Annotated in this window: 18 protein-coding genes; 5 read left to right on the forward strand and 13 right to left on the reverse strand. The window is 72.3% G+C overall.

What is annotated here, in order from left to right:
• The first annotated feature begins 235 nt into the window (after positions 1 to 235).
• Genes ABD999_RS30915 through ABD999_RS30935 form a run of 5 tightly spaced genes read left to right on the forward strand, consistent with a single transcriptional unit; the run spans position 236 to position 4,391 of the window.
• Positions 236 to 1,222 carry a thiamine pyrophosphate-dependent dehydrogenase E1 component subunit alpha gene (locus tag ABD999_RS30915; RefSeq protein WP_271280440.1) on the forward strand — a complete coding sequence of 329 codons (987 nt, stop codon included), beginning with the start codon at positions 236 to 238 and terminating at the stop codon, positions 1,220 to 1,222.
• On the forward strand, positions 1,219 to 2,235 hold the full coding sequence (locus tag ABD999_RS30920; RefSeq protein WP_271280441.1) for an alpha-ketoacid dehydrogenase subunit beta: 1,017 nt from the start codon (positions 1,219 to 1,221) through the stop codon (positions 2,233 to 2,235). The genes ABD999_RS30915 and ABD999_RS30920 overlap by 4 nt, the downstream gene beginning before the upstream one ends.
• A 2-nt stretch (positions 2,236 to 2,237) precedes the next feature.
• Positions 2,238 to 2,480: a biotin/lipoyl-containing protein gene (locus tag ABD999_RS30925; RefSeq protein WP_148029776.1), complete on the forward strand. Its 243-nt coding sequence runs from the start codon at positions 2,238 to 2,240 to the stop codon at positions 2,478 to 2,480.
• Positions 2,477 to 3,187, forward strand: coding sequence for a 2-oxo acid dehydrogenase subunit E2 (locus ABD999_RS30930; RefSeq protein ID WP_271280442.1), 711 nt, complete (start codon positions 2,477 to 2,479; stop codon positions 3,185 to 3,187). Before ABD999_RS30925 ends, ABD999_RS30930 begins: the two co-directional genes overlap by 4 nt.
• A complete protein-coding gene (locus tag ABD999_RS30935; RefSeq protein WP_187280995.1) occupies positions 3,180 to 4,391 on the forward strand; it encodes a CaiB/BaiF CoA transferase family protein in 1,212 nt (403 codons plus the stop codon). Before ABD999_RS30930 ends, ABD999_RS30935 begins: the two co-directional genes overlap by 8 nt.
• A gap of 46 nt (positions 4,392 to 4,437) precedes the next feature.
• Here ABD999_RS30935 and ABD999_RS30940 read toward each other — a convergent pair whose 3' ends face one another.
• The 13 genes from ABD999_RS30940 to ABD999_RS31000 form a co-directional block, all read right to left on the reverse strand.
• Positions 4,438 to 5,187, reverse strand: coding sequence for an enoyl-CoA hydratase (locus ABD999_RS30940; protein WP_271279623.1), 750 nt, complete (start codon positions 5,185 to 5,187; stop codon positions 4,438 to 4,440).
• Positions 5,188 to 5,197: 10 nt separating this feature from the next.
• Positions 5,198 to 7,342, reverse strand: coding sequence for an acyl-CoA dehydrogenase family protein (locus tag ABD999_RS30945; protein ID WP_271279622.1), 2,145 nt, complete (start codon positions 7,340 to 7,342; stop codon positions 5,198 to 5,200).
• A 10-nt stretch (positions 7,343 to 7,352) separates the two neighbouring features.
• Positions 7,353 to 8,105: a hypothetical protein gene (locus ABD999_RS30950; RefSeq protein WP_271279621.1), complete on the reverse strand. Its 753-nt coding sequence runs from the start codon at positions 8,103 to 8,105 to the stop codon at positions 7,353 to 7,355.
• On the reverse strand, positions 8,098 to 8,919 hold the full coding sequence (locus ABD999_RS30955) for a CoA-transferase (RefSeq protein ID WP_271279620.1): 822 nt from the start codon (positions 8,917 to 8,919) through the stop codon (positions 8,098 to 8,100). Before ABD999_RS30955 ends, ABD999_RS30950 begins: the two co-directional genes overlap by 8 nt.
• Positions 8,916 to 9,719, reverse strand: coding sequence for an SDR family oxidoreductase (locus ABD999_RS30960; RefSeq protein ID WP_271279619.1), 804 nt, complete (start codon positions 9,717 to 9,719; stop codon positions 8,916 to 8,918). The genes ABD999_RS30955 and ABD999_RS30960 overlap by 4 nt, the downstream gene beginning before the upstream one ends.
• Positions 9,716 to 11,224: a 3-hydroxyacyl-CoA dehydrogenase gene (locus ABD999_RS30965; RefSeq protein ID WP_271279618.1), complete on the reverse strand. Its 1,509-nt coding sequence runs from the start codon at positions 11,222 to 11,224 to the stop codon at positions 9,716 to 9,718. The genes ABD999_RS30960 and ABD999_RS30965 overlap by 4 nt, the downstream gene beginning before the upstream one ends.
• Positions 11,221 to 12,399: a thiolase family protein gene (locus ABD999_RS30970; RefSeq protein WP_271279617.1), complete on the reverse strand. Its 1,179-nt coding sequence runs from the start codon at positions 12,397 to 12,399 to the stop codon at positions 11,221 to 11,223. Before ABD999_RS30970 ends, ABD999_RS30965 begins: the two co-directional genes overlap by 4 nt.
• 16 nt (positions 12,400 to 12,415) lie before the next feature.
• Positions 12,416 to 13,741, reverse strand: a complete 1,326-nt coding sequence (locus tag ABD999_RS30975) for a phenylacetate--CoA ligase family protein (protein WP_271279616.1) — start codon at positions 13,739 to 13,741, stop codon at positions 12,416 to 12,418.
• Between the two features lie 2 nt (positions 13,742 to 13,743).
• On the reverse strand, positions 13,744 to 14,388 hold the full coding sequence (locus tag ABD999_RS30980; protein ID WP_187280994.1) for a TetR/AcrR family transcriptional regulator: 645 nt from the start codon (positions 14,386 to 14,388) through the stop codon (positions 13,744 to 13,746).
• A 14-nt stretch (positions 14,389 to 14,402) separates the two neighbouring features.
• Positions 14,403 to 15,221: a cyclase family protein gene (locus tag ABD999_RS30985; protein WP_271277250.1), complete on the reverse strand. Its 819-nt coding sequence runs from the start codon at positions 15,219 to 15,221 to the stop codon at positions 14,403 to 14,405.
• On the reverse strand, positions 15,218 to 16,381 hold the full coding sequence (locus ABD999_RS30990; protein WP_271277251.1) for an acyl-CoA dehydrogenase family protein: 1,164 nt from the start codon (positions 16,379 to 16,381) through the stop codon (positions 15,218 to 15,220). The genes ABD999_RS30985 and ABD999_RS30990 overlap by 4 nt, the downstream gene beginning before the upstream one ends.
• A gap of 90 nt (positions 16,382 to 16,471) precedes the next feature.
• A complete protein-coding gene (locus ABD999_RS30995) occupies positions 16,472 to 16,891 on the reverse strand; it encodes a GlcG/HbpS family heme-binding protein (RefSeq protein ID WP_148029763.1) in 420 nt (139 codons plus the stop codon).
• Positions 16,892 to 16,917: 26 nt separating this feature from the next.
• Positions 16,918 to 19,146: a CoA transferase gene (locus tag ABD999_RS31000; protein ID WP_345483032.1), complete on the reverse strand. Its 2,229-nt coding sequence runs from the start codon at positions 19,144 to 19,146 to the stop codon at positions 16,918 to 16,920.
• Positions 19,147 to 19,151: the final 5 nt, after the last annotated feature.

A 19,151-nucleotide genomic window follows, 5' to 3' on the forward strand; every position in this document is an offset into this window, starting at 1 on the left:
ATTCGGGTTCGGGTTAGCACAAGAGGTCACGGCCGTTTATCTGTCGAGCCCGCGAGCAACGTCACCACTGACGTTGACGGAAACCCGGGGGATGGGATTCACTACGTCAACACAGACGCTGACGGCCTGAAGCTGCGCCGCCAGGCTGTCCCTCCTAGATCACCCATTGTGATACACCCGCTGATTCAGCTGGTGGGCGGGGGGCGCCGAGGCACGAACAGCGGAAGGGGACTGTATGAACCTGGAGCGCGATCTCGCGCTGGAGATGTTGCGACGGATGCTGCGTATCCGTCTGTTCGAAGAGGCCACGATCGAGCTCTTCCACGCCGGCGAGCTGCCGGCGATGGTGCACCTGAGCATCGGTCAGGAGGCCGCCATCGCGGGCGCCTGTCTGGCGACGACCGCGGACGACTACATGACCGGCAACCACCGCTCGCACGGCCACCCCATCGCGAAGGGTGCCCGCCTCGACCGGCTCATGGCGGAACTGCTCGGCAAGGCCGGCGGCGTCTGCAAGGGCAAGGGGGGCAGCATGCACCTGGCCGACTTCTCCGTCGGCAGCCTCGGCGAGTCCGGCATCGTCGGGTCCGCCATACCCGTCGCCGTCGGCGCCGGTCTCGCCGCCGACGTGCTGGGCAACGGCCTGGTCGCGCTGTGCTTCTTCGGCGACGGGGCCGCCAACGAGGGCGTCCTGCACGAGTCGATGAACCTCGCGGCCGTGTGGAAGCTGCCGGTCGTCTTCTTCTGCGAGAACAACGGATGGGCCGTCAGCGTGCGCGCCGGGGAGCTCACCTCCGTCGAGGACATCTCGGTGCGCGCCACCGGCTACGGCATGCCCGGCGTCACCGTCGACGGGCAGGACCCGGTCGCGACCTACGAGGCGGTCTCCGCGGCCGTCGCCCGCGCCCGTCGCGGCGAGGGCCCCAGCCTGGTCGAGGCCAAGACCTACCGCTTCCATGAACACGCCTACGGCCTGCGGGTCAAGAACAGCTACCGGGACCAGTCCGAGGTGGACGTGTGGCGGCAGGAGCGCGACCCGATCGACCTGTTCCGCCGGCGTCTCCTCGACGAAGGGCTGGCCGACGAGGCCGCCGTCGAGGCGCTCGACTCCGAGGTGCGGGCCGAGGTCGCCGCGGCCGTCGAGTTCGCGCGTGACAGCCCGTATCCCGAGCCCGAGGAGGCGTACCGGGATCTCTACTACGTCGAAGGGGCGTCCACATGAGCACCGCGCCCGCGGCCGCCAGGCGCGCCGCGCAACTGGGCTTCCTCCAGGCCATCCAGCAGGCGCAGCACGAGGAGATGACCCGTGACGAGCGCGTCATCCTGATGGGGCAGGACCTGCGCGCCAACGTCTTCGGCGCCGCGCAGGGCTTCCTGGAGGACTTCGGCCCCAGCCGCATCCGCGACCTGCCGCTGTCGGAGGCCGCCAGCGTCGGCATGGCCGCCGGCGCCGCCATGGCCGGGCTGCGCCCCATCGTCGACCTGACGGTGGCCAGCTTCATGTTCTGCGCCATGGACCAGTTCGTCAGCCAGGTCGCCAAGAACCGGTACATGTTCGGCGGCCAGGCGAGGATGCCCGTGGTGTTCCGCCAGGCGCTGTACTACCACGGCGGCACCGCCGCGCACCACGCCGACCGCCCGTACCCGATGTTCATGAACGTCCCCGGGCTGAAGATCATGGTGCCGAGCAACGGCCCCGACCTCAAGGGCCTGCTCAAGACGGCGATCCGCGACGACAACCCGGTGCTCTGCTTCGAGGACGCCACCCTGTGGGGCCGCCGCGGCCGTGGCGCGGCCCCGGAGGACGACGACCACCTGATCCCGTTCGGCGTGGCGTCGGTGCCGCGCGAAGGCACCGACGTCACCGTCATCGGCATCGGCGGGGGTGTCAGGCACGCCCTGGACGCGGCCGAGGACCTGGCCGGCGAGGGCGTCTCCGTCGAGGTGGTCGATCCGCGCACGCTGGTGCCGATGGACTGGCCCGCCATCCTCGCCTCGGTCGCCAAGACCGGCCGCTGCGTGATCGTCGACCCCGCCAACCGCACCTGCAGCGCCGCCAGCGAGATCGCCGCGCACCTCGTCGAGGAGGGCTTCGGCAGCCTGCGCGCACCCGTGCTGCGGGTCACCAGCGACGACATGCACGTGCCGTTCAGCCCGGTGCTGGAGAAGCAGATCTACCCGTCCAAGGAGAAGGTCGTCGCGGCCGTGCGCCGCGTGCTCGGAGTGGAGAAGTGAGCGTGGAAACCGAGGTACGCCTCCCGCAGTTGAGCATGGGCATGTCCGAAGCGGAGATCCTGGAGTGGTACTTCGAGGACGGCGCGCGGGTCGAAGAGGGCCAGGACCTGGTCGAGATCGAGGCCGAGAAGGCACGCGAGGTCCTGCCCGCCCCGACCGGCGGCACCCTGCGGATCAAGGTCGAGCCGGGGGACGTCGTCGACGTGCGCAGCGTCCTGGCCGTCATCGTCGGCGACGCGCCGTGAGCGCTGTGACGACCGACCCGCGCGGCCCCAGCACGGTACGGCGCGCCAGCGGCATCCGCCGCCGCACCGCCGAGCACATGGTGCGCTCGCTGGCCACCAGCCCGCACGCGGCGATGGCCGTCGAGGTCCGCTTCGACGCGGTGGAGGCCGCGCGACAGGCGTCCGCGGCCCGGCCCGCCGTGCCCGCCTACACGGCCTGGGCCGTCACCCGTGCCCTGGCCGACTTCCCCCTGGTCAACTCCAGCTGGGAAGACGGCTCGATCCGGGTCTTCGAGCACGTCAACCTCGGCGTCGCCGTCGACATGAGCCACGAGGGCCTGGTCGTGCCGGTGATCCGCGGAGCCCACGAGCTCGACGTCGAAGGGCTGCACGAGCGCATCACCGAAGTCACCGGCAGGGCTCGCTCGCGCGCGCTCGGCGTCGCCGACATGGCGGGCGGCACGTTCACCCTGTCGAGCCTCGGCCGCTCCGGCACGCTGTTCACCATCCCGGTGATCAACCAGCCGCAGGCGGCGATCCTGTCCATGGACACCATCGCGCGACGGCCGGTCGTGGCCGACGGCACTCGGGTCGAGGTGGGCCTGGTCGCCGTGCTGACGATGTCGTTCGACCACCGGGTCTTCGACGGGGCGTACGCCGCCGCCTTCCTGGCCCGGGTGCGCGAACGCCTGGAGAACGCCGACGGGAAGGTGGCCGCTGGTGGCTGACGACGAGCGGCGCGGCGGGCCGTTGGCAGGGCTGCGGGTCGTCGAGACCGGTTCACTCATCGCCGGTCCCTTCTGCGGGCAGCTGCTCGGCGACTTCGGCGCGGAAGTGATCAAGGTCGAGGATCCGCGCGGCGGCGACCCGATGCGGCAGTGGGGCAGTCATCGGCCGCAGGGGCTCTCCCTGACCTGGCCGATCATCGCCCGCAACAAGAAGTCGATCACCTGCGACCTCCGGCAGGCCGAGGGCCAGGAGCTCCTGCGTCAGTTGCTGGCCGGCGCGGACGTGTTCATCGAGAACTTCCGGCCCGGCACGCTCGAACGGTGGGGACTCGGGCCGGCCGCCCTGGCCGAGCTGAGCCCCGGCCTGGTGGTGACGAGGGTGACCGGCTACGGCCAGGACGGCCCCTACGCCGGGCGGGCGGGCTTCGGGTCGATCGGCGAGGCGATGGGCGGCCTCCGGTACCTCACCGGAGAGCCGGACCGGCAGCCGAGCCGCGCCGGCATCTCGATCGGCGACTCGCTGGCCGGCACCTTCGCCGCGCTCGGCACGGTCATGGCGCTGCTGGCCAGGGAGCGCACCGGGCGGGGCCAGGTGGTCGACTCCGCCATCTACGAGGCCGTGCTGGCGCTCATGGAGTCGATCCTGCCCGAATGGGAGCTGGCCGGGGCGCGGCGCGAGCGGACGGGATCGATCCTCCCCGGCGTCGCGCCCAGCAACGTCTACCCCACGCGGGACGGCTCGGCCGTGTTGATCGCCGCCAACCGCGACACGGTCTTCAACCGGCTGGCCGAGGTGATGGGCTGCCCGGAGTGGCAGGGCGACGAACGGTTCGGCACCCACACCGCGCGCGGGAAGAACCAGGCGGAGCTGGACGAACTGGTGTCCGCCTGGACGCGGGAACAGGATCGCGACGCGTTGCTGGAACGCCTCCACGAAGCGGGGGTGCCGGCCGGTCTGATCTACACCGCACCGGACATGCTGGCCGACCCGCACTTCGAGGCCAGGAACGCCGTCGTCCGGCTCATCCACGACCGGCTGGGCTCCTTCCCGATGCAGAACGTCGCCCCCCGGCTGTCGGAGACGCCGGGCCGCGTCCACACCCTGGGCCCGGAGCTGGGACAGCACAACGACGAGGTCTACGGCGGGATCCTCGGCCTGGACGCCGGCACGATGACACGGCTGCGCGCGGACCAGGTCATCTGACGAGGACGGCGCGGCGCCTGCCGGGCAGGCGCCGCGCCGTCCGGGCTCACTTGCGGAAGCGGGCCAGGAACTCCTGGATGCCGGGCTGCGTCGCCGAGTAGGCCTGCGCCCACGACTCGAACTCCAGCGTGGCCTCGAATCCCTCCGTCGCCGCGATCCGCACCGCGCTCTTGATGTGCCGCGCCAGCCGTGGATCCATCCGCGCGTACGTACGGCCCAGCGCGGTCGCGGCGGCCACCGGATCGTCCTCCAGGGACAGGGCCAGACCCGCCTCCACCGCCTCGGCGCCCGTGAGCGTGCCGCCGTCGAGGAGGAGCTTCAGCGCGCGCTGCGAGCCGAGCGCCTGGACCAGGAACCAGGTGCAGCCGCCGCCGGGGTGCAGGCCGATCTGGGAGAAGGTCGCGCCGAACTTGGCGCCGGGGCCGGCGATGCGCAGGTCGCAGGCCATGGCGAGGTTCAGCCCGGCCCCGATCGCGGGCCCCTGGACGGCGGCGATGGTGGGGATGGACAGCGAGCGGAGGACCAGGAAGCTCTCGTACACCTTCTGCAGGTCCTCGCGCAGGGTGCCGAGGTCGCGGGTGGTGTCGCCGAAGAGTGCGGGCAGGTCGGCGCCGCCGCAGAACGCCGAGCCCGCCCCGGTGACCACCAGAGCGGTGGCGTCCGGGTCGGAGCGGATCGCGGTCACGGCCCGTACCAGCTCGGCACGCATCGTGTCGTCAATGATGTTCCGTTTGTCCGGGTGGTTGAGCGTCAGGACGCGCAGCCCGCCGTCCGGCTCCACGATGACCTTGTCCATCAGGTGCTCCTTACTCGGTGATCCATTGCCACAGCCGGTCCGGTCCGCGTTCGGCGAACGTCCGGCCGAGTCGCCCGGCCCACCAGCGGGCGGTGCCGAACTCGTCGCGCCACGACCAGAGCCGCCGGGTGGCGAGGTGCAGGGGGTGCTCGCGGGTGATGCCCATGGCCGCGTGCAGCTGGTGGGCGATGCGCGCGCCTTCGGTCGCCGCGCGTCCGGTGATGACGCGTGCGGCGGCGACCCTGGTCCAGGCGTCGGGGTGGCCCTCGGCCAGCGCCTGGGTGGCGCGGCGCACGGCGACGCGGGCGGATTCGAGCTCCGAGGCCATGCGAGCGACGAGCTGCGCCACGGCCTGGAACTTGACGAGCGGCCTGCCGAACTGTTCGCGGACCGTCACGTGCGTGACCGTCTGGTCGAGGGCGGCGGCCAGGGCTCCGGTCAGGGCGGCGGCTCTGAGCAGCGCGGCCTCGGCGAGGACGTCCCCCGGCCCGTCGAGCGGGGTGGCCGGTGTCCCGTCCAGGCGCAGGGTGTCGCGGGGCTCGCCCGCGAGATTGGCGCCCGGGGTCCAGTGCAGCCCCGCCGCGCCGGTGCGCACCTCGGCGAGCGCCTCCTGGCCGGAGTCGAGGGTGGCGAGCACCACCACGTGTCCGGCGTGCCTGCCCCAGGGCACCTTCGAGACCGTCCCGTGCAACCGGCCGTCGGCGGTGAGCCGGACGTTCTCCCCGCGCTGGGGCACGGCCACGGTGGCGACCTCGCCGGCGACGTCCCGGCCCGCCTCGGCCAGCGCGCGCCGCGCCAGGATGGTCTCGGCGACCGGGACGGACACCTGGTGGCGGCCGAGTCCTTCGACGATCGTCACCACGTCGTGCGGGTCGCCGCCCTCGCCGCCGCGCGTCTCCGCGACGCCGACGCCCGTCCAGCCGAGGTCCCGCACCGTGTGCCAGATCTCGGGCAGGTCGTCGCCGGGCTCGCCGCCGTGGCCGGCGAGGACCTGGTCGGCCACCTCGCCGAGCCCGGCGTCGTCCGCGGGCCGGCTCCCCCGGGCGCTGACGGCGCCGCGGGAGATGACCGTACGCAGGACCTCGGTCGTGCCGCCGCGGATGGTGAATCCCGGCGCGGCCAGGATGCCCTGGGCCAGCAGGCCTTCGGCGCCCGGGGCGCCGGGGTCGACCGGGGTGTCCAGCAGGGTCCGGGCCAGCTCGTTGACCTCCCGCTCCAGCGTGGTGCCGAGGTCCTTCAGCATGGCCGCCTCGTGGACCGGCGCCCGGCCCGCGTCCATCTCGGCGGCCACGTCGAACGCCATCGCGCGCAGCGTCGCCAGCCTGGCCAGCACCTCGCCGGTCCGTTCCGCCTCGCCGTCGCCGAGCTCGCCGGCGGCCCCGAGCGCCGCGGCCAGCAGCGGATAGGTGCTCAGCACCCGCTCGACGCCGCCGCGTTCCAGCGCGAGCTGCTCGGTGACCTGCGTCCATCCGCCGCCGACCGCGCCGAGCACGTGGTCGTCGGGGACGAAGACGGAGTCGAAAGTCACCTCGTTGAAGTGGTGCTCGCCGGCCAGGTCGTGGATCGGCCGCACGCCGACGCCGGGGGCGGCCATGTCCACGATGAACTCGGTGAGCCCTTCGTGCTTCTTCTCCCCCTTGCCGGTACGGGCGAGCACGTAGGCGTGTGTCGACCGGTGCGCGTGGCTGGTCCAGATCTTCCTGCCGGTGACGAGCCAGCCGCCCTCCGCCCGGGTGGCCGTGGTGCGCACCGAGGCCAGGTCCGAGCCCGAGTCCGGTTCGCTCATGCCGAGACAGAAGGTGACCTCGCCGGAGGCGATCGCGGGCAGGAACTCCGCCTTGGCCGCGTCGCTGCCGTGCCGCACGATGGACGGCCCGATCTGGCGGTCCGCGATCCAGTGGGCGGCGACCGGCGCGCCGGCCCTCAGGAGTTCCTCGGTCACGACGAGCCGGGTGAGCGCCGATCCGCCACCGCCGCCGTACTCGACCGGCCAGGAAATCCCGATCAGGCCGCGTTCGGCCATGGCCTTGGTGAAGTCCAGGTCGTAGCTGCGCAGCCAGGCGTCGCAGACCGGCGAGAACTTGCCGGCCCGGAGCCATTCGCCGACGAGCTCTCGGGTGATGTGCCGTACTTCGTCGAGTTTTGTGGTGTCCATACTGATTCCTCTACGTTTCTGCGAGCGCTCGTCTGGCCACCTGGTAGCCGCGTTCCGCCGCCGCGCGCAGCACCAGCCGCGCGGCGGCGTTCTCGGCCGCCGAGGCGGCCGGCCTGGGCGTGACGGGCGCGTCGGTCCGTACGCCCAGCGCCGCCAGGTGGCGGACGAAGGCATCGGCTCCCGGGACGTCGGCCAGTTCCTCCAGGACGGGTGTGTCACCGAGTCGCGCCACGCCCCACCGAGTGTGCAGCCGGACGAGCGCGCCGGGCCCCGGCGCGGCGGTCACGTGCTCCACCTGCCGCTGGACGCGCCGCAGGTCGTCGCCGCCGGACAGCCAGACGAGCTCCCGGGCCCGCGCCGCGATGTCGGGCGCCCCGCCCCCGCCGGGCAGGCGGACCCGCGGGGTGTCACCCGGCCCGATCAGGGAGGAGTTCACCCGGCCGCGCACGTCGACGTTGCCCGCGTCGAGGACGACCCGGTCGAAGCGCCGGGCCATCGCCAGCAGGACGTCGGCCGTGGTGCCGGTGAAGCCGAGCGCGTCCGCGTACGCCGGGTAGTCCGTGGTGCTCGTGGGCACCGACGCGGCGGCGCCGTGCACGCCGGCGCCCGCCTCGAAGACCTGGGTGAACGGTTCACCCTCCAGCTCGTACGCGAGCTGACCGGCGAGCACCGGCCAGTGGAAGCCGGTGAACACCCACCCGCCGCGCCGGAACTCGCGGGCGGCGCGGACCAGGAAACCGATCACGCCGGGGTCGTCAGGCATCGCGTCCTCCTGTCACATGCTCCGCCAACCACGCCGCGAACCCCTCCGGAGTCGAGGTGCCGGCGACGTAGCGCTCGTAGGCGGCGACGTCGCGCTCATAACGGCCGATCGTGCCGTCGGGGGCGACCGCGCCGGGGTGGTGCACGACGGCGGTGGTCAGCACCCCGGGGATGACGATGCCCGCCCGGCGGGCCGCCCCCGTGCCGACGACCTCCTCGGCGACCAGGACGAGGGCGCGGGCCGCCTGCGCGGCGACCAGCGCCTCTCCGAGCGGGCCGCGGATGACGCCGTTGCCGTCGGCGTCGGCCTGGTCGACGTGGACGAACGCGACGTCCGGAGTGATCGCCGCGACGATGTCGGCGGCGCCGAAGGCGGTGTCCACCCGGGACATCCGGCCGTTGGGCCAGTCCTCGTCCGTGTAGCCGGTGCCGGGGAGACCGGGCACCGGCATGAACGGCACGCCCCAGGCGCCCGCCGTCAGCGCCGCGGTCATCAGCCCGAGGCTCAGCTCGTACAGCGTCACCGCCCTGTCGCCGCTCTCGGCGGCGCGCCGGAAGTTCCACGTGGGGCCGGGACCGACAGGACTCCAGCAGTGACCGAAGGTGGCCGAGGCCAGCGCGCCCGCCCCCAGCAACTGGTCCAGCAGGATCCCGCCGGAGCCGATGACCACGTGCAGGCCGGTGCGGCCCTGCCGGATGATCTCGTGGCCGACGGCGAAGAGCTGGGCGCCGAAATTGCCCAGGTACACGGTGCGGCCCGGCTGAACGTGGGCGGTCACGGCCTCGGGCAGCCCGATCAGCTTGTCACCGGTCATGCGTACGCCTCCGGAAGCATGTGCAGCCCTGGGCCGAGGTGCGCGCCGCCGTCGATCTGGATCAGCTGGCCCGTCATCATCGCACCCGCCGGTCCCGCCAGGAAGGCGACGAGCTCCGCCACCTCCTCGGGGGCGGTGGCGCGCCGCATCGGCGTGCCCCTGGCGACCAGGTTGTCGTGCACGTGACGGCCGGCCTCGTCGCTCAGCGCGCTGGTCAGCACGGTGCCGGGACCGACGCAGTTGAGCCGGACGCCGTCCTTGGCCCATTCCAGCGCGAGTGTCCTGGTCAGCCCGAGGATGCCGGAGCGCGCGGCCACGGAGTGCGCCATGCCCATGCCGCCCCGCTCCACGCCGGACAGGGAGATGTTGACGACGCTGCCGCCCGCCTCGGCCAGGAAGGGGTACGCGGCCATGGTCACGGTGAAGGCGGCCGTGAGATTGAGGTCGATCACCGCCCGCCAGCCGCCTGCGGAGATGCCGGTGGCCGGGGCGAAGAACTGGCCGCCGGCGTTGTTCACCAGCAGGCCGAGGCCGTGGCGGGCGCCGGTCCTGCCGACGGCGGCGACCACCGCCTCGGTGTCGCGGACGTCGCACACCTCGTAGTCGTAGCGTTCCCGGTCGGCGGCGAGCGACCCGGTCTCGGCCAGCGTCTCCGCGCGCCGGCCGAGACCCGTGACCCGGGCGCCGAGCTCGACGAGGCGCAGCGTGATCGCCCGCCCGATGCCGCTGCCGGCCCCGGTGACCAGTGCGGACAGGCCGGCGCACGCCGTGTCGGCGAGCACGGAGGTCCGGGCCGTCATGCCCGCCTCGTCTCCGCGCTGACCTGGCGGCGCATGAGCTGGGTGGGCCGGTAACGGGAGTCGCCGATCTCGGCGAGCAGCGAGCGCAGCCTGGACGCCACGGTGACCGGCCCGGCCCGGCGGACGTACGCGAACGGGCCCTCGGGGTGGTTCATCGCCAGGCGCAGCGCGAGATCGACGTCCTCGGGCCGGGCGGTGCCCTCCTCCACGACGGCGTACGCCTCGTTGGCCAGGCAGTCGGCCAGCCTGTCGGCGACCAGGCCGGGCAGCGCGAGCACCCGGACACCGGCCGCTCCCAGCAGGTCCAGCAGCGCGTACGTGTCGTCCGGGACCGCGACGCCGGCCTCCGGGTCCTCCACCACCTCGGCGAAGACCTCCTCCCGCCACGCGTGCAGCCGCACCCAGCCCGTGTCCGCGGGCAGCAGGTCGCGCCAGGCCGCGTCGGAGCCGTCCACCACCACCCGCGCGCGGCGGCCGAGCTCGCGGACCTGTTCCACGTCCTCGGGCGTGGGGGCGCGGTGGCAGCTGAAGACCACGAGCGGGGCGTCGCCTGCGAGATGCCGGGCGACGGCGGGATGCCCGCGCAGCGCGGCGGCGTGCGGGCCGGTCACGTTCAGGCTGACGCCCTCCGGCGCGGGCCCGGCCGCCCTGGTGACCCGGCCGCGCCCGTCGCGTGGCGGCTCCACCGCGTAGTCGTAGAAGCCCCGGCCGGCGGCCCGGCCTGTCATCCCGTTGCGCACCAGCCCGCGGACCAGGGGGATGGGGCGGTATCGGGGGTCGCCGAACTCCCGATGCGCCGTCTCCGATGACGCCAGGTGGGTGTGCAGCCCGGTGAAGTCGAGCAGTTCCAGCGGGCCCATGCGGTGGCCGAGCGCGCCGCGCGCCACGGCGTCGACCACGGCCGGTTCCAGCCCCTGCATGACCAGGAGCTGCGCTTCGTAGTACAGCGGCCGGCATACCCGGTTGACCACGAAGTTCGGCGAGTCCGCGCAGGTGACGGGCGTCTTGCCGAGCTCACGGACGATGCCGAGGGCGTTCTCGTGGACCTCGTCGGCGGTGGCCGCCGCCTTGATCACCTCGACCAGCCGCATCTTCGTCGGCGGGTTGAAGAAGTGCAGCCCGATGACCCTCGACGGGTCGCCGAAGGCCTTGCCCATCTCGCCGACGCTCAGCGAGGAGGTGTTGGAGGCGACGACGAGGTCGTCCCGTCCGTGTGCGCGCACCTCGGCCAGCAGCGCGGCCTTGGCCTCCATGTTCTCGACGACGGCCTCGACGAACAGGGTCGCCTCGCGCAGGGCGGATCGCAGGGTGCCCGCTTCGACGGTGGCCTTCTCGCCGTCGGCCTCGGCCTCCCGCCGGATCAGCGCCAGCCCCGCCTCGGTCGCCTCCGGCGACACGTCGCAGACGACGACCCGGGCTCCGGCCCGGTCGAACACCCGGGCGATGCCGCGCCCCATCGGCCCGAGTCCCGCGACGGCGACGGTCATGCCCGCCACCCGGGTCATGCCGCCACCCGCTCGATGACGGCGGCGATGCCCTGCCCGCCGCCGACGCACAGACTCGCGACGCCGAAGCGGGCGTCGCGCCGCTCCAGCTCGTGCAGGAGGCTGACCACGACGCGCAGGCCGCTCTGGCCCGTCGGGTGTCCCAGCGCGATGCCGCCGCCGTTCACGTTGACCCGGTCCTCGTCGAGGTCCAGGGCGCGCACGTTCTGCACGATCTGCGCGGCGAACGCCTCGTTGATCTCGAACAGGTCGATGTCGCCCACGGACAGGCCGGCCTTCTTCAGGGCCGCGGGGATCGCCGCGGTGGGGCCGATGCCCATCATGGTGGGATCGACGCCGACGGCGGCCACGGACACCAGCCGGGCACGCGGGGTGAGACCTCGCTCGGCGGCGGCCCGGCCACCGGCCAGCACGACCGCGGCGGCGCCGTCGGCCATCTGGCTGGCGTTGCCCGCCGTGACCGTGCCGCCGTCCTCGAAGGCGGGGCGCAGTGTCGAGAGCTTCTCCGCGGTCGATCCCTGGCGGAACGTCTCGTCCCTGGAGAGCGCCCCGTCCTCGTGCGCCACCTCGACGATCTGGCCGTCCAGGATGCCCTCCTCCCAGGCGGCGGCCAGGCGCTGGTGGCTGCGGGCCGACCAGGCGTCCTGGTCGGCCCGGCTGACGCCGTACTCGCGCGCCACCTTCTCGGCCGTCTGTCCCATGTTCATGCCGCAGATCGGGTCGGTGCCGCCGTCCCGCCAGCCGTCCGCCAGCAGGATGTCCCCGCGCCGCATCCCGCCCCAGCGCAGGGTGTACGGAGCGATGTACGGCATGGTCGACATGCTTTCCGCCGCCACGGCCAGGGTGAGCTCGCTCTCCCCCAGGAGGATGGGGTGCGCCGCGAGCTGGAGCGCCTTGAGGCCGGAGGCGCACGCCATGTTGACGGTCTGCGCGGGAACGGGCTCCGGCAGGCCCGCCTTGAAGGCGACCTGGCGTCCCGGGTTGGGGCCGTTGCCGGCCTGCCGGCAGTTGGACAGCACCATCTCGCCGATGTCGGCGGGCGACACCCCGGCGCGGTCGAGCGCCGCCCGCCCGGCCAGTCCGCCGAGCTCGACGAGCCGGACGTCCTTGAGGGATCCCCCGTACCTCCCGTGCGGTGTCCGTACGGCGCTCACGATGTAGACGTCGTCAGCCACGTTCACTCCTCGCTGTTCAGATCTCGCGGACCAGGCGCTTGGCCTTGTGGGTGCTGCGGGCGAGCGAGCCGGACGGGACCGGCTCGACCACCGCGCGGACGGTGAGTTCGGCGCGGATGGCGTGGGCGAGCCGGTCCACGGCGGACTCGGCGGCGCCGTCCTCGGTCTCCAGCCGCACCTTGACGCCGGTCAGGTAGCCGGTGGCCCGGTCGACGACGTCCTCGTCGATCACGATGAGGTACTCGCCGGTGGCGCCCGGGGTGCTGCGCACCAGGCTCTCCACCGAGCTCGGGAAGAAGTTGACGCCCCGTACCACCAGCATGTCGTCGGCGCGGCCCAGCACTCCCCCGCGCAGGCGGCCGTGGGTGCGGCCGCACGCGCACGGGTCCGGGTCGCGCACCACCACGTCGCCCGTCCACCAGCGCACGAACGGAGACGCCTGCTTGTCGAGGTGGGTGAGGACGAGCACGCCCGGGCTGCCGTCCGGGACCGGGGCGCCGGTCCCGGCGTCCACGACCTCGGCGTACACGAAGTCCTCGGCGAAGTGGCCGCCCGCCTGCCGCTCGCACTCCCAGGCGATGGGCTGGAACTCGAGTGAGCCGTAGCCGTCGAACACCTTGGCGTCCCAGCGTTCCTCGATGAGGGCGCGGGTCTCGGGGATGCCGCCGCCCGGCTCGCCGCCGACCTGGATCCGGCGTACCCGGTTGCCCGTCACGGGGCGGCCGAGCCGTTCGGCGGTCTCGGCCAGGTGCAGCATGAACGACGGCGTGCCGCTGACGGCGGTGGTGCCGTATCTGGCCATGACGTCGATCTGGCGCTCGGTGTCGCCCGACCCGCCTGGGATTACCGTACAGCCGATCTTGGTGTAGGCGGCGGTGACGCCGAGCCCGCCGACGAACCAGGCGAAACCGAACAGCGCCTGGTACACGTCGGTGCGGCGCACGCCCTGGCTGTACGCGAACCTGGCGTACAGGTCGGCCCAGCGGTCGAGGTCCTGCCGGGTCCAGCAGACCGGCGCCGGAGAGGAGGTGGTGCCCGAGGAGAAGTGCACCCGGGCCACGTCCTCCGGGTGCACGGCCAGCATCGAGCCCCACGGCCCCCGCTCGGCCAGGTCCGCCACGTAGTCCGCCTTGCGCACGACGGGCAGGGAGCGCAGGTCGTCGAGCGAGCGCAGGTCACCCGGCTCGAAGCCGATCCCGGCCCAGGCCGCCTTGTAGTAGGCGCTGTTCGCCCCGACGTAGGCGAGTTGCCGCCGCAGTGCGGCGAGCTGGAACTCCGCGATGCGGTCCCTGGGCCAGGTCTCCACCTCGCTCCAGTATTCGGCCGAGCTCGGGCTGTCCATCTTCAGCTTCCTTTCAAACCGTTCACGATGAATCGGGCGAAGGTGTCGGCGACTTTCTCCACGTCGAGCGGCGTGCGGTCGGGGGCGTACCAGATGGGGATCCAGTTCAGGGCGCCGAGCGCCGACTTGACGACCAGGCCGCTGTCGGTGGCGGCGAAGTCGCCCAGCCGGACGCCCTCCTCGACCACGTCGATGAAGATCTGCTCGTACCGGCGGCGCAGCGCGAACACGTCGGCGAGCACGTCCTGGTGGATCGCGATCTCGGCGACCGAGCGCATCTCGATCGCCTGTACGGAGACGCGCTGCGCGTGGTTGCGCAGCATCATCATGGACGCGTGCAGGTGCGCCATCTGATACATGCGCTCGCCGGGTCCGGCGTCCTGGCGGGCGCTGATCGGTTCCACCGCGGCGATGAGATCGCGCATCCCGGTGACCACCACGTCGAGGAAGATCTCCGCCTTGCCCCGGTAGTAGTGGTACACGCGGCCCTTGGTGGCGCCGAGCTCGTCGGCGATCGCGTCGATGCTGGTCGCGAAGTAGCCCTTGCGGGCGAAGGCCCGCGCCGCCGCGTCCAGGATCGCCTTGCGGCCGTCCTCGCCGGGGCCCGGCCGGCCCAGTGCGGGCCGGCCGATCTCACTGCTGCTCAACGGGTGTACCGCCCTTACGTCCGAGGTACCAGGGCCAGTGGACGTATCGGTGAGCCGGTGCCGCCGAGGATGGGAAGCGGCGCGGCGATGAAGAAGAACTCCCAGGCCTCGCGCTCGCTGAGAGGTGCGAGGTTCATCGCCTCCATGATCGGCACACCGTGGTCCACCAGCAGATGACAGTGGACCGGCAACGTCGCCGCCGGCATCTTCTCGTAGGCGACGGTGTCGGTTCCGGAGGCGATGATCCCATGGCTGGTCAGCCATTCCGCCCCGGTGAGCGTGACCCCTGGGGCTCCGGTCGACGTGCCGAGGAAGGTGGCGTTGTCGTCCCAGTGCCGGTCCCAGCCCGTCCTGATCAGGACGACCGAGCCGGGCGCCGGCAGCGGGCGGGTCCTGAACCAGGCGTCGAGCAGGTCGGCGTCCACCCCGTCATCGGGGGTGAGGTCCCGCCCCAGCGCGACGGTGGCGTCCACGAGGTGGCCCGGCGCCAGGACCGGGGGCATCTCGTGGACGGAGTGCACGGCGACGCCCTCGGCGTACGACTGGTTCTCGGTCACGTCGAGGCCGCCGTAGATCCTGCCGAACCTGGAGACGTGCGCGAAGCCGTCCATGTGCGTGCCCACGTGACCGCCCGTGGTGATCATCTCGGCGGCGGCGGAGACGCCGTCGGGATACATCACCTCTCCATGCCGCTTGGTGAGGGTGAAGGAGTAGGGCGGATGGTTGGGGTGGTGCGGGATGCCGGTGTGGAGCCGATGGGCCAGGTCGTACACGATCGACGGGCCCGGTTCCGGCCATGGGACGTCGAGCGTCCAGTGGTCGGTGAATGTCACCGGCTCGCCTCCTCGGCCTCGGCCTTGATGAACCGCCCGAGCACGAGCCGCTGGATCTCCGAGGTGCCTTCGTAGATCTCCAGGATGCGCTGGTCCCGGTACAGCCGCTCGGCGGGGCACGGCCTGCAGTAGCCGGCGCCGCCGTAGATCTGCACCGCCAGGTCGACGCTGCGGTGCGCCGCCTCGCTCGCGTAGAGCTTGGCCATCGCGCCGAGCACGCTGACGTTCTCTCCCCTGTCGTACGCGCGCGCGGCCTCGACGGTGATCATGCGTGCCGCGGTGAGCTCGGTGGCGACGTCGGCGAGCGGGAAGGAGATGCCCTGGTTGTCGATGACGGGCTTGCCGAAGGTCTGCCTGCGGCAGGCCTCCCTGCTGCCGGCGTCGTATCCGGCCAGGCCGACGCCGACCGACTGGGCGGCCACGGAGATCCGTCCCGCGTCCAGCGTCCGCATGGCGAGACGCATCCCGCGGTTCGGCTCGCCGAGGACGGCGTCGTCGCCGACGACCGTGTCCAGCTTGAGGTTGCTGGTCAGGGTGCCGCGGATGCCCATCTTGTCCTCGTAGCGGTCGATCACCACGCCGTCGGCGTCCTTGTCGACCAGGAAGGCGGTGATCCCGCGCGTGCCCGCTTCCGGGTCCGTCAGCGCGAACACGATGTAGGACTGGGAGGCCCCGCCGTTCCCGATGAAGATCTTCTCTCCGCGCAGGCGCCAGTGGTCGCCCTCGCGGACCGCGGTCGTCCTGATGCCCGCGGCGTCGCTCCCCGCGCCCTCCTCACTGAGCGCGAAACTGACCGCCTTGCCCGCCGCCAGGCCGCCGAGGTGTTCGGCCTTCTGCCGGTCGGTGCCGGCGAGCAGGAGCGGCGTGCCTCCCAGGGCGTATGCCGCCAGGATCGACCCGGTGGAGGTGCAACCACGCGAGACCGTCTCGATGACGGCACAGGTGGTCTCCAGGTCGGCGCCCTGCCCGCCGTACTCCCGGGGCACGAACAGGCCCGCGAGACCGGACTCGACCAGTCTCTCCACGCTCTCCCACGGATAGCGCTGGTCGCGGTCGAGCTCTTCGGCCAGGGGGGCGAAGTGGTCCTCGGTGAGCCGGGCGGCGAGATCGACCCATCTCCGCCGTTCCCCGTCGAGCTCCGGTTGCCAGATGACCGCCACGGACACTCCTAACATACTACTGAGTAGGTTGGTTCGAGGATAGAGACCTGTGCCCGCCGGGCGGGAGGTTCCGTCCGGCGGGCAGGGGGGCTAGGCCAGCGCGTCGAGCCCGGCCTGGGCGACCGTCATGTCCTGGCTGTAGTGGCCGCCGCTGACGCCGATGGCGCCGATGACCTGGCCGTCGGCCGTGATCGGGAAGCCGCCGCCGAAGACGACGAGACGGTCGATGCCGGCGGGGGCGCCGATCGCCAGCGGACCGTCGTCCTTGATGAAGTCGTACCAGCCGTCCGTCGGCATCCCGAAGCCCGCGGCCGTGTACGCCTTGTCCTTCGCCACCTGGACGGAGAGCAGGGCGGCGCCGTCCATGCGGGCGAAGGCCTTGAGCACGCCGCTCTCGTCCACCACCGCCACCACCATGGCGAGACCCTGCTCACGGGCCTTCTCCACGGCGGCCGCGACTGCTCGCTGCGCGTCCTCGTAACTGATCGACGGCTTGTTGATGGGCTGCATTGTCGGTCTCCCTTTATCGTTGGTCGTCAGATGACGCCGTCTGCGCGCAGGCCGGCCAGCTCTTCTGGGTCAATTCCGGCGAACCGGGACAGCACCGCCTCATTGTGCTCGCCCATTTCGGGGCCGAGCGAGCGGATCCCGCCGGGGGTGGCGGAAAGCCGGGGGAAGACGTTCTGCATGGGGAACTCGCCGAATTCCGGGTGCGGGAGGCGGACGATGGCCTCGCGCGCGGCGAAGTGCTCGTCGGCGAACATGTCGCGGGCCGTGTAGATGCGGCCCGCCGGCACCCCGTGCTCGTGCAGGTGGTCGAGCAGCGCGTCGGCCGGCATGGTCGAGCACCAGTCCGCGATGATCTCGTCGAGCCGCTCCTGGTTCAGGCCCCGGCCGCCGTGCGTGGCGAAGTCCGGATCGACGGCGAGCTCGGGACGGCCCATGGCCTGGGCGAGCCTGCCGAAGACGGTGTCCTGGTTGGCGGCGATCAGGACCATGTCGTCGTCCTTGGTGCGGTACGCGTTGCTCGGCGCGACGTTGGGCAGGATCGACCCGGTCCGCTCGCGGGTGTAGCCGCCGATCGCGTACTCGGGCACGGTCGACTCCATCAGGGCCAGGACCGCCTCGTAGATGGCGCTGTCGACGATCTGTCCCCGCCCGGTCGTCTCGGCCACGCGCAGCGCTCCCATGCACCCGAGCGCCGCGAAGGTGCCGGCCAGCGCGTCGCCGAGGCTGATCCCGACCCGGCTGGGCAGGGCCTTCGGATCACCGGTGATGTGGCGGATGCCGCCCATGGCCTCACCGATGGAGCCGTATCCGGCCCGGCCGGCATAGGGACCGTCCTGGCCGTACGCCGACACCCTGACGATCACCAGGCGGGGGTTGATCTCCCAGAGCGTCTCAGGGCTGAGCCCCCACTTCTCCAGGGTTCCCGGGCGGAAGTTCTCGATCAGGACGTCCGCGTCGGCGATCAGCTTACGGAAGACCGCCTGGCCCTTCTCCACCCGCAGGTTGCAGGTCACGGACTGCTTGTTCCTGCCCAGGATGGGAAACCAGAGCGACTTGCCGTGCGGACGCTCGCGCCCCCACTGCCGCATCGGGTCGCCTTTGGCGGGGTCCTCCACCTTGATGACCTCCGCTCCGAGATCACCGAGGAGCTGACCGCAGTACGGACCGGCGACCAGGACACCCGTCTCGATGACGCGTACCCCGGTCAACGGCCCCTGCGAGAACGCTTCCATGTGATTCATGCACCTTTCTCCATGCGGTCCGGCCCTCATCCGGTCGCGGGCTGGGCGATCAGCGGCCGTCGCACGCGTCCGCGGACCAGGTCGAGAGAGACCGCTCCGATGAGGGTGAGCCCGAGCAGCACGTCGGTCAGCGGCAGGGGCAGCCCGCGCAGCCGGAAGATGTTCCTGATCAGCTCCAGCGCGAACAGGCACACCAGGCCGGAGGAGGGCGCTGCCCCGCCCTCCTCCGGCGAGCCGGTAACCCGAGATGAGCAGGGCGCCGTACACGAGCAGCTCGACGCCCTCCCCGAGGTTGACCGCGGACGCGCCGGTCCGCATGACCTGGAGCGAGCCGGCCAGCGCGGCCACCAGGGCGACGACCACGAACAGCCACATCCGCATGCGGTCGGCCGGGATCCCGGCACGCCGGGCCGCGACGTCGTCGCCACCGACCGCCCGCAGGTGGTTGCCCCAGCGGGTGTACCTGATGATCCAGCCGACGAGCACGGCCAGGACGACCACGCCGACCAGGACGACGGGGACGGGGCCGATGGCGGTCTTCAGCGCCGCGCTCAGCTCCGGCGTGTAGGCGGCCACCGAGCTGCCGCCGCTGATCACGCTGACCAGGCCGCGGGCCGCCACCAGCATGCCGAGGGTCGCGATCAGGGGCCAGATGTGGAACCGCACCGAGAGCACGCTGTTGAAGAGGCCGACGGCGACCCCCGCCGCCGCGGCGGCGGCGACCCCGGCGAGCGGTGACTCCGAGAGCTGGAGCACCGTGGCGTACACGACGCCCCCCAGCCCGAGCACGGACCCGAGACTCAGGTCCGCGACCCCTCCCGTCATGGCCAGGCAGGCCGCGAGAAGGATGATGGCCGGAGCCATGATCCCGCCCGACACGCTGGCCAGGTTGGCGACCGACAGGAAGCTGGGGGCGAACACGATCCCGCACACGATCACGATCGCGAGGAAGGCGAGACTCGTGGCCATGGGGCTCAGCAACGCGGTCGCCGAAGGTTTCGGGCGGCTGGTCAAGGTTC

Origin of the sequence: Nonomuraea ferruginea (genome assembly GCF_039540635.1) — a bacterium.
In the GTDB taxonomy this organism is placed as follows: Bacteria; Actinomycetota; Actinomycetes; order Streptosporangiales; family Streptosporangiaceae; genus Nonomuraea; species Nonomuraea ferruginea.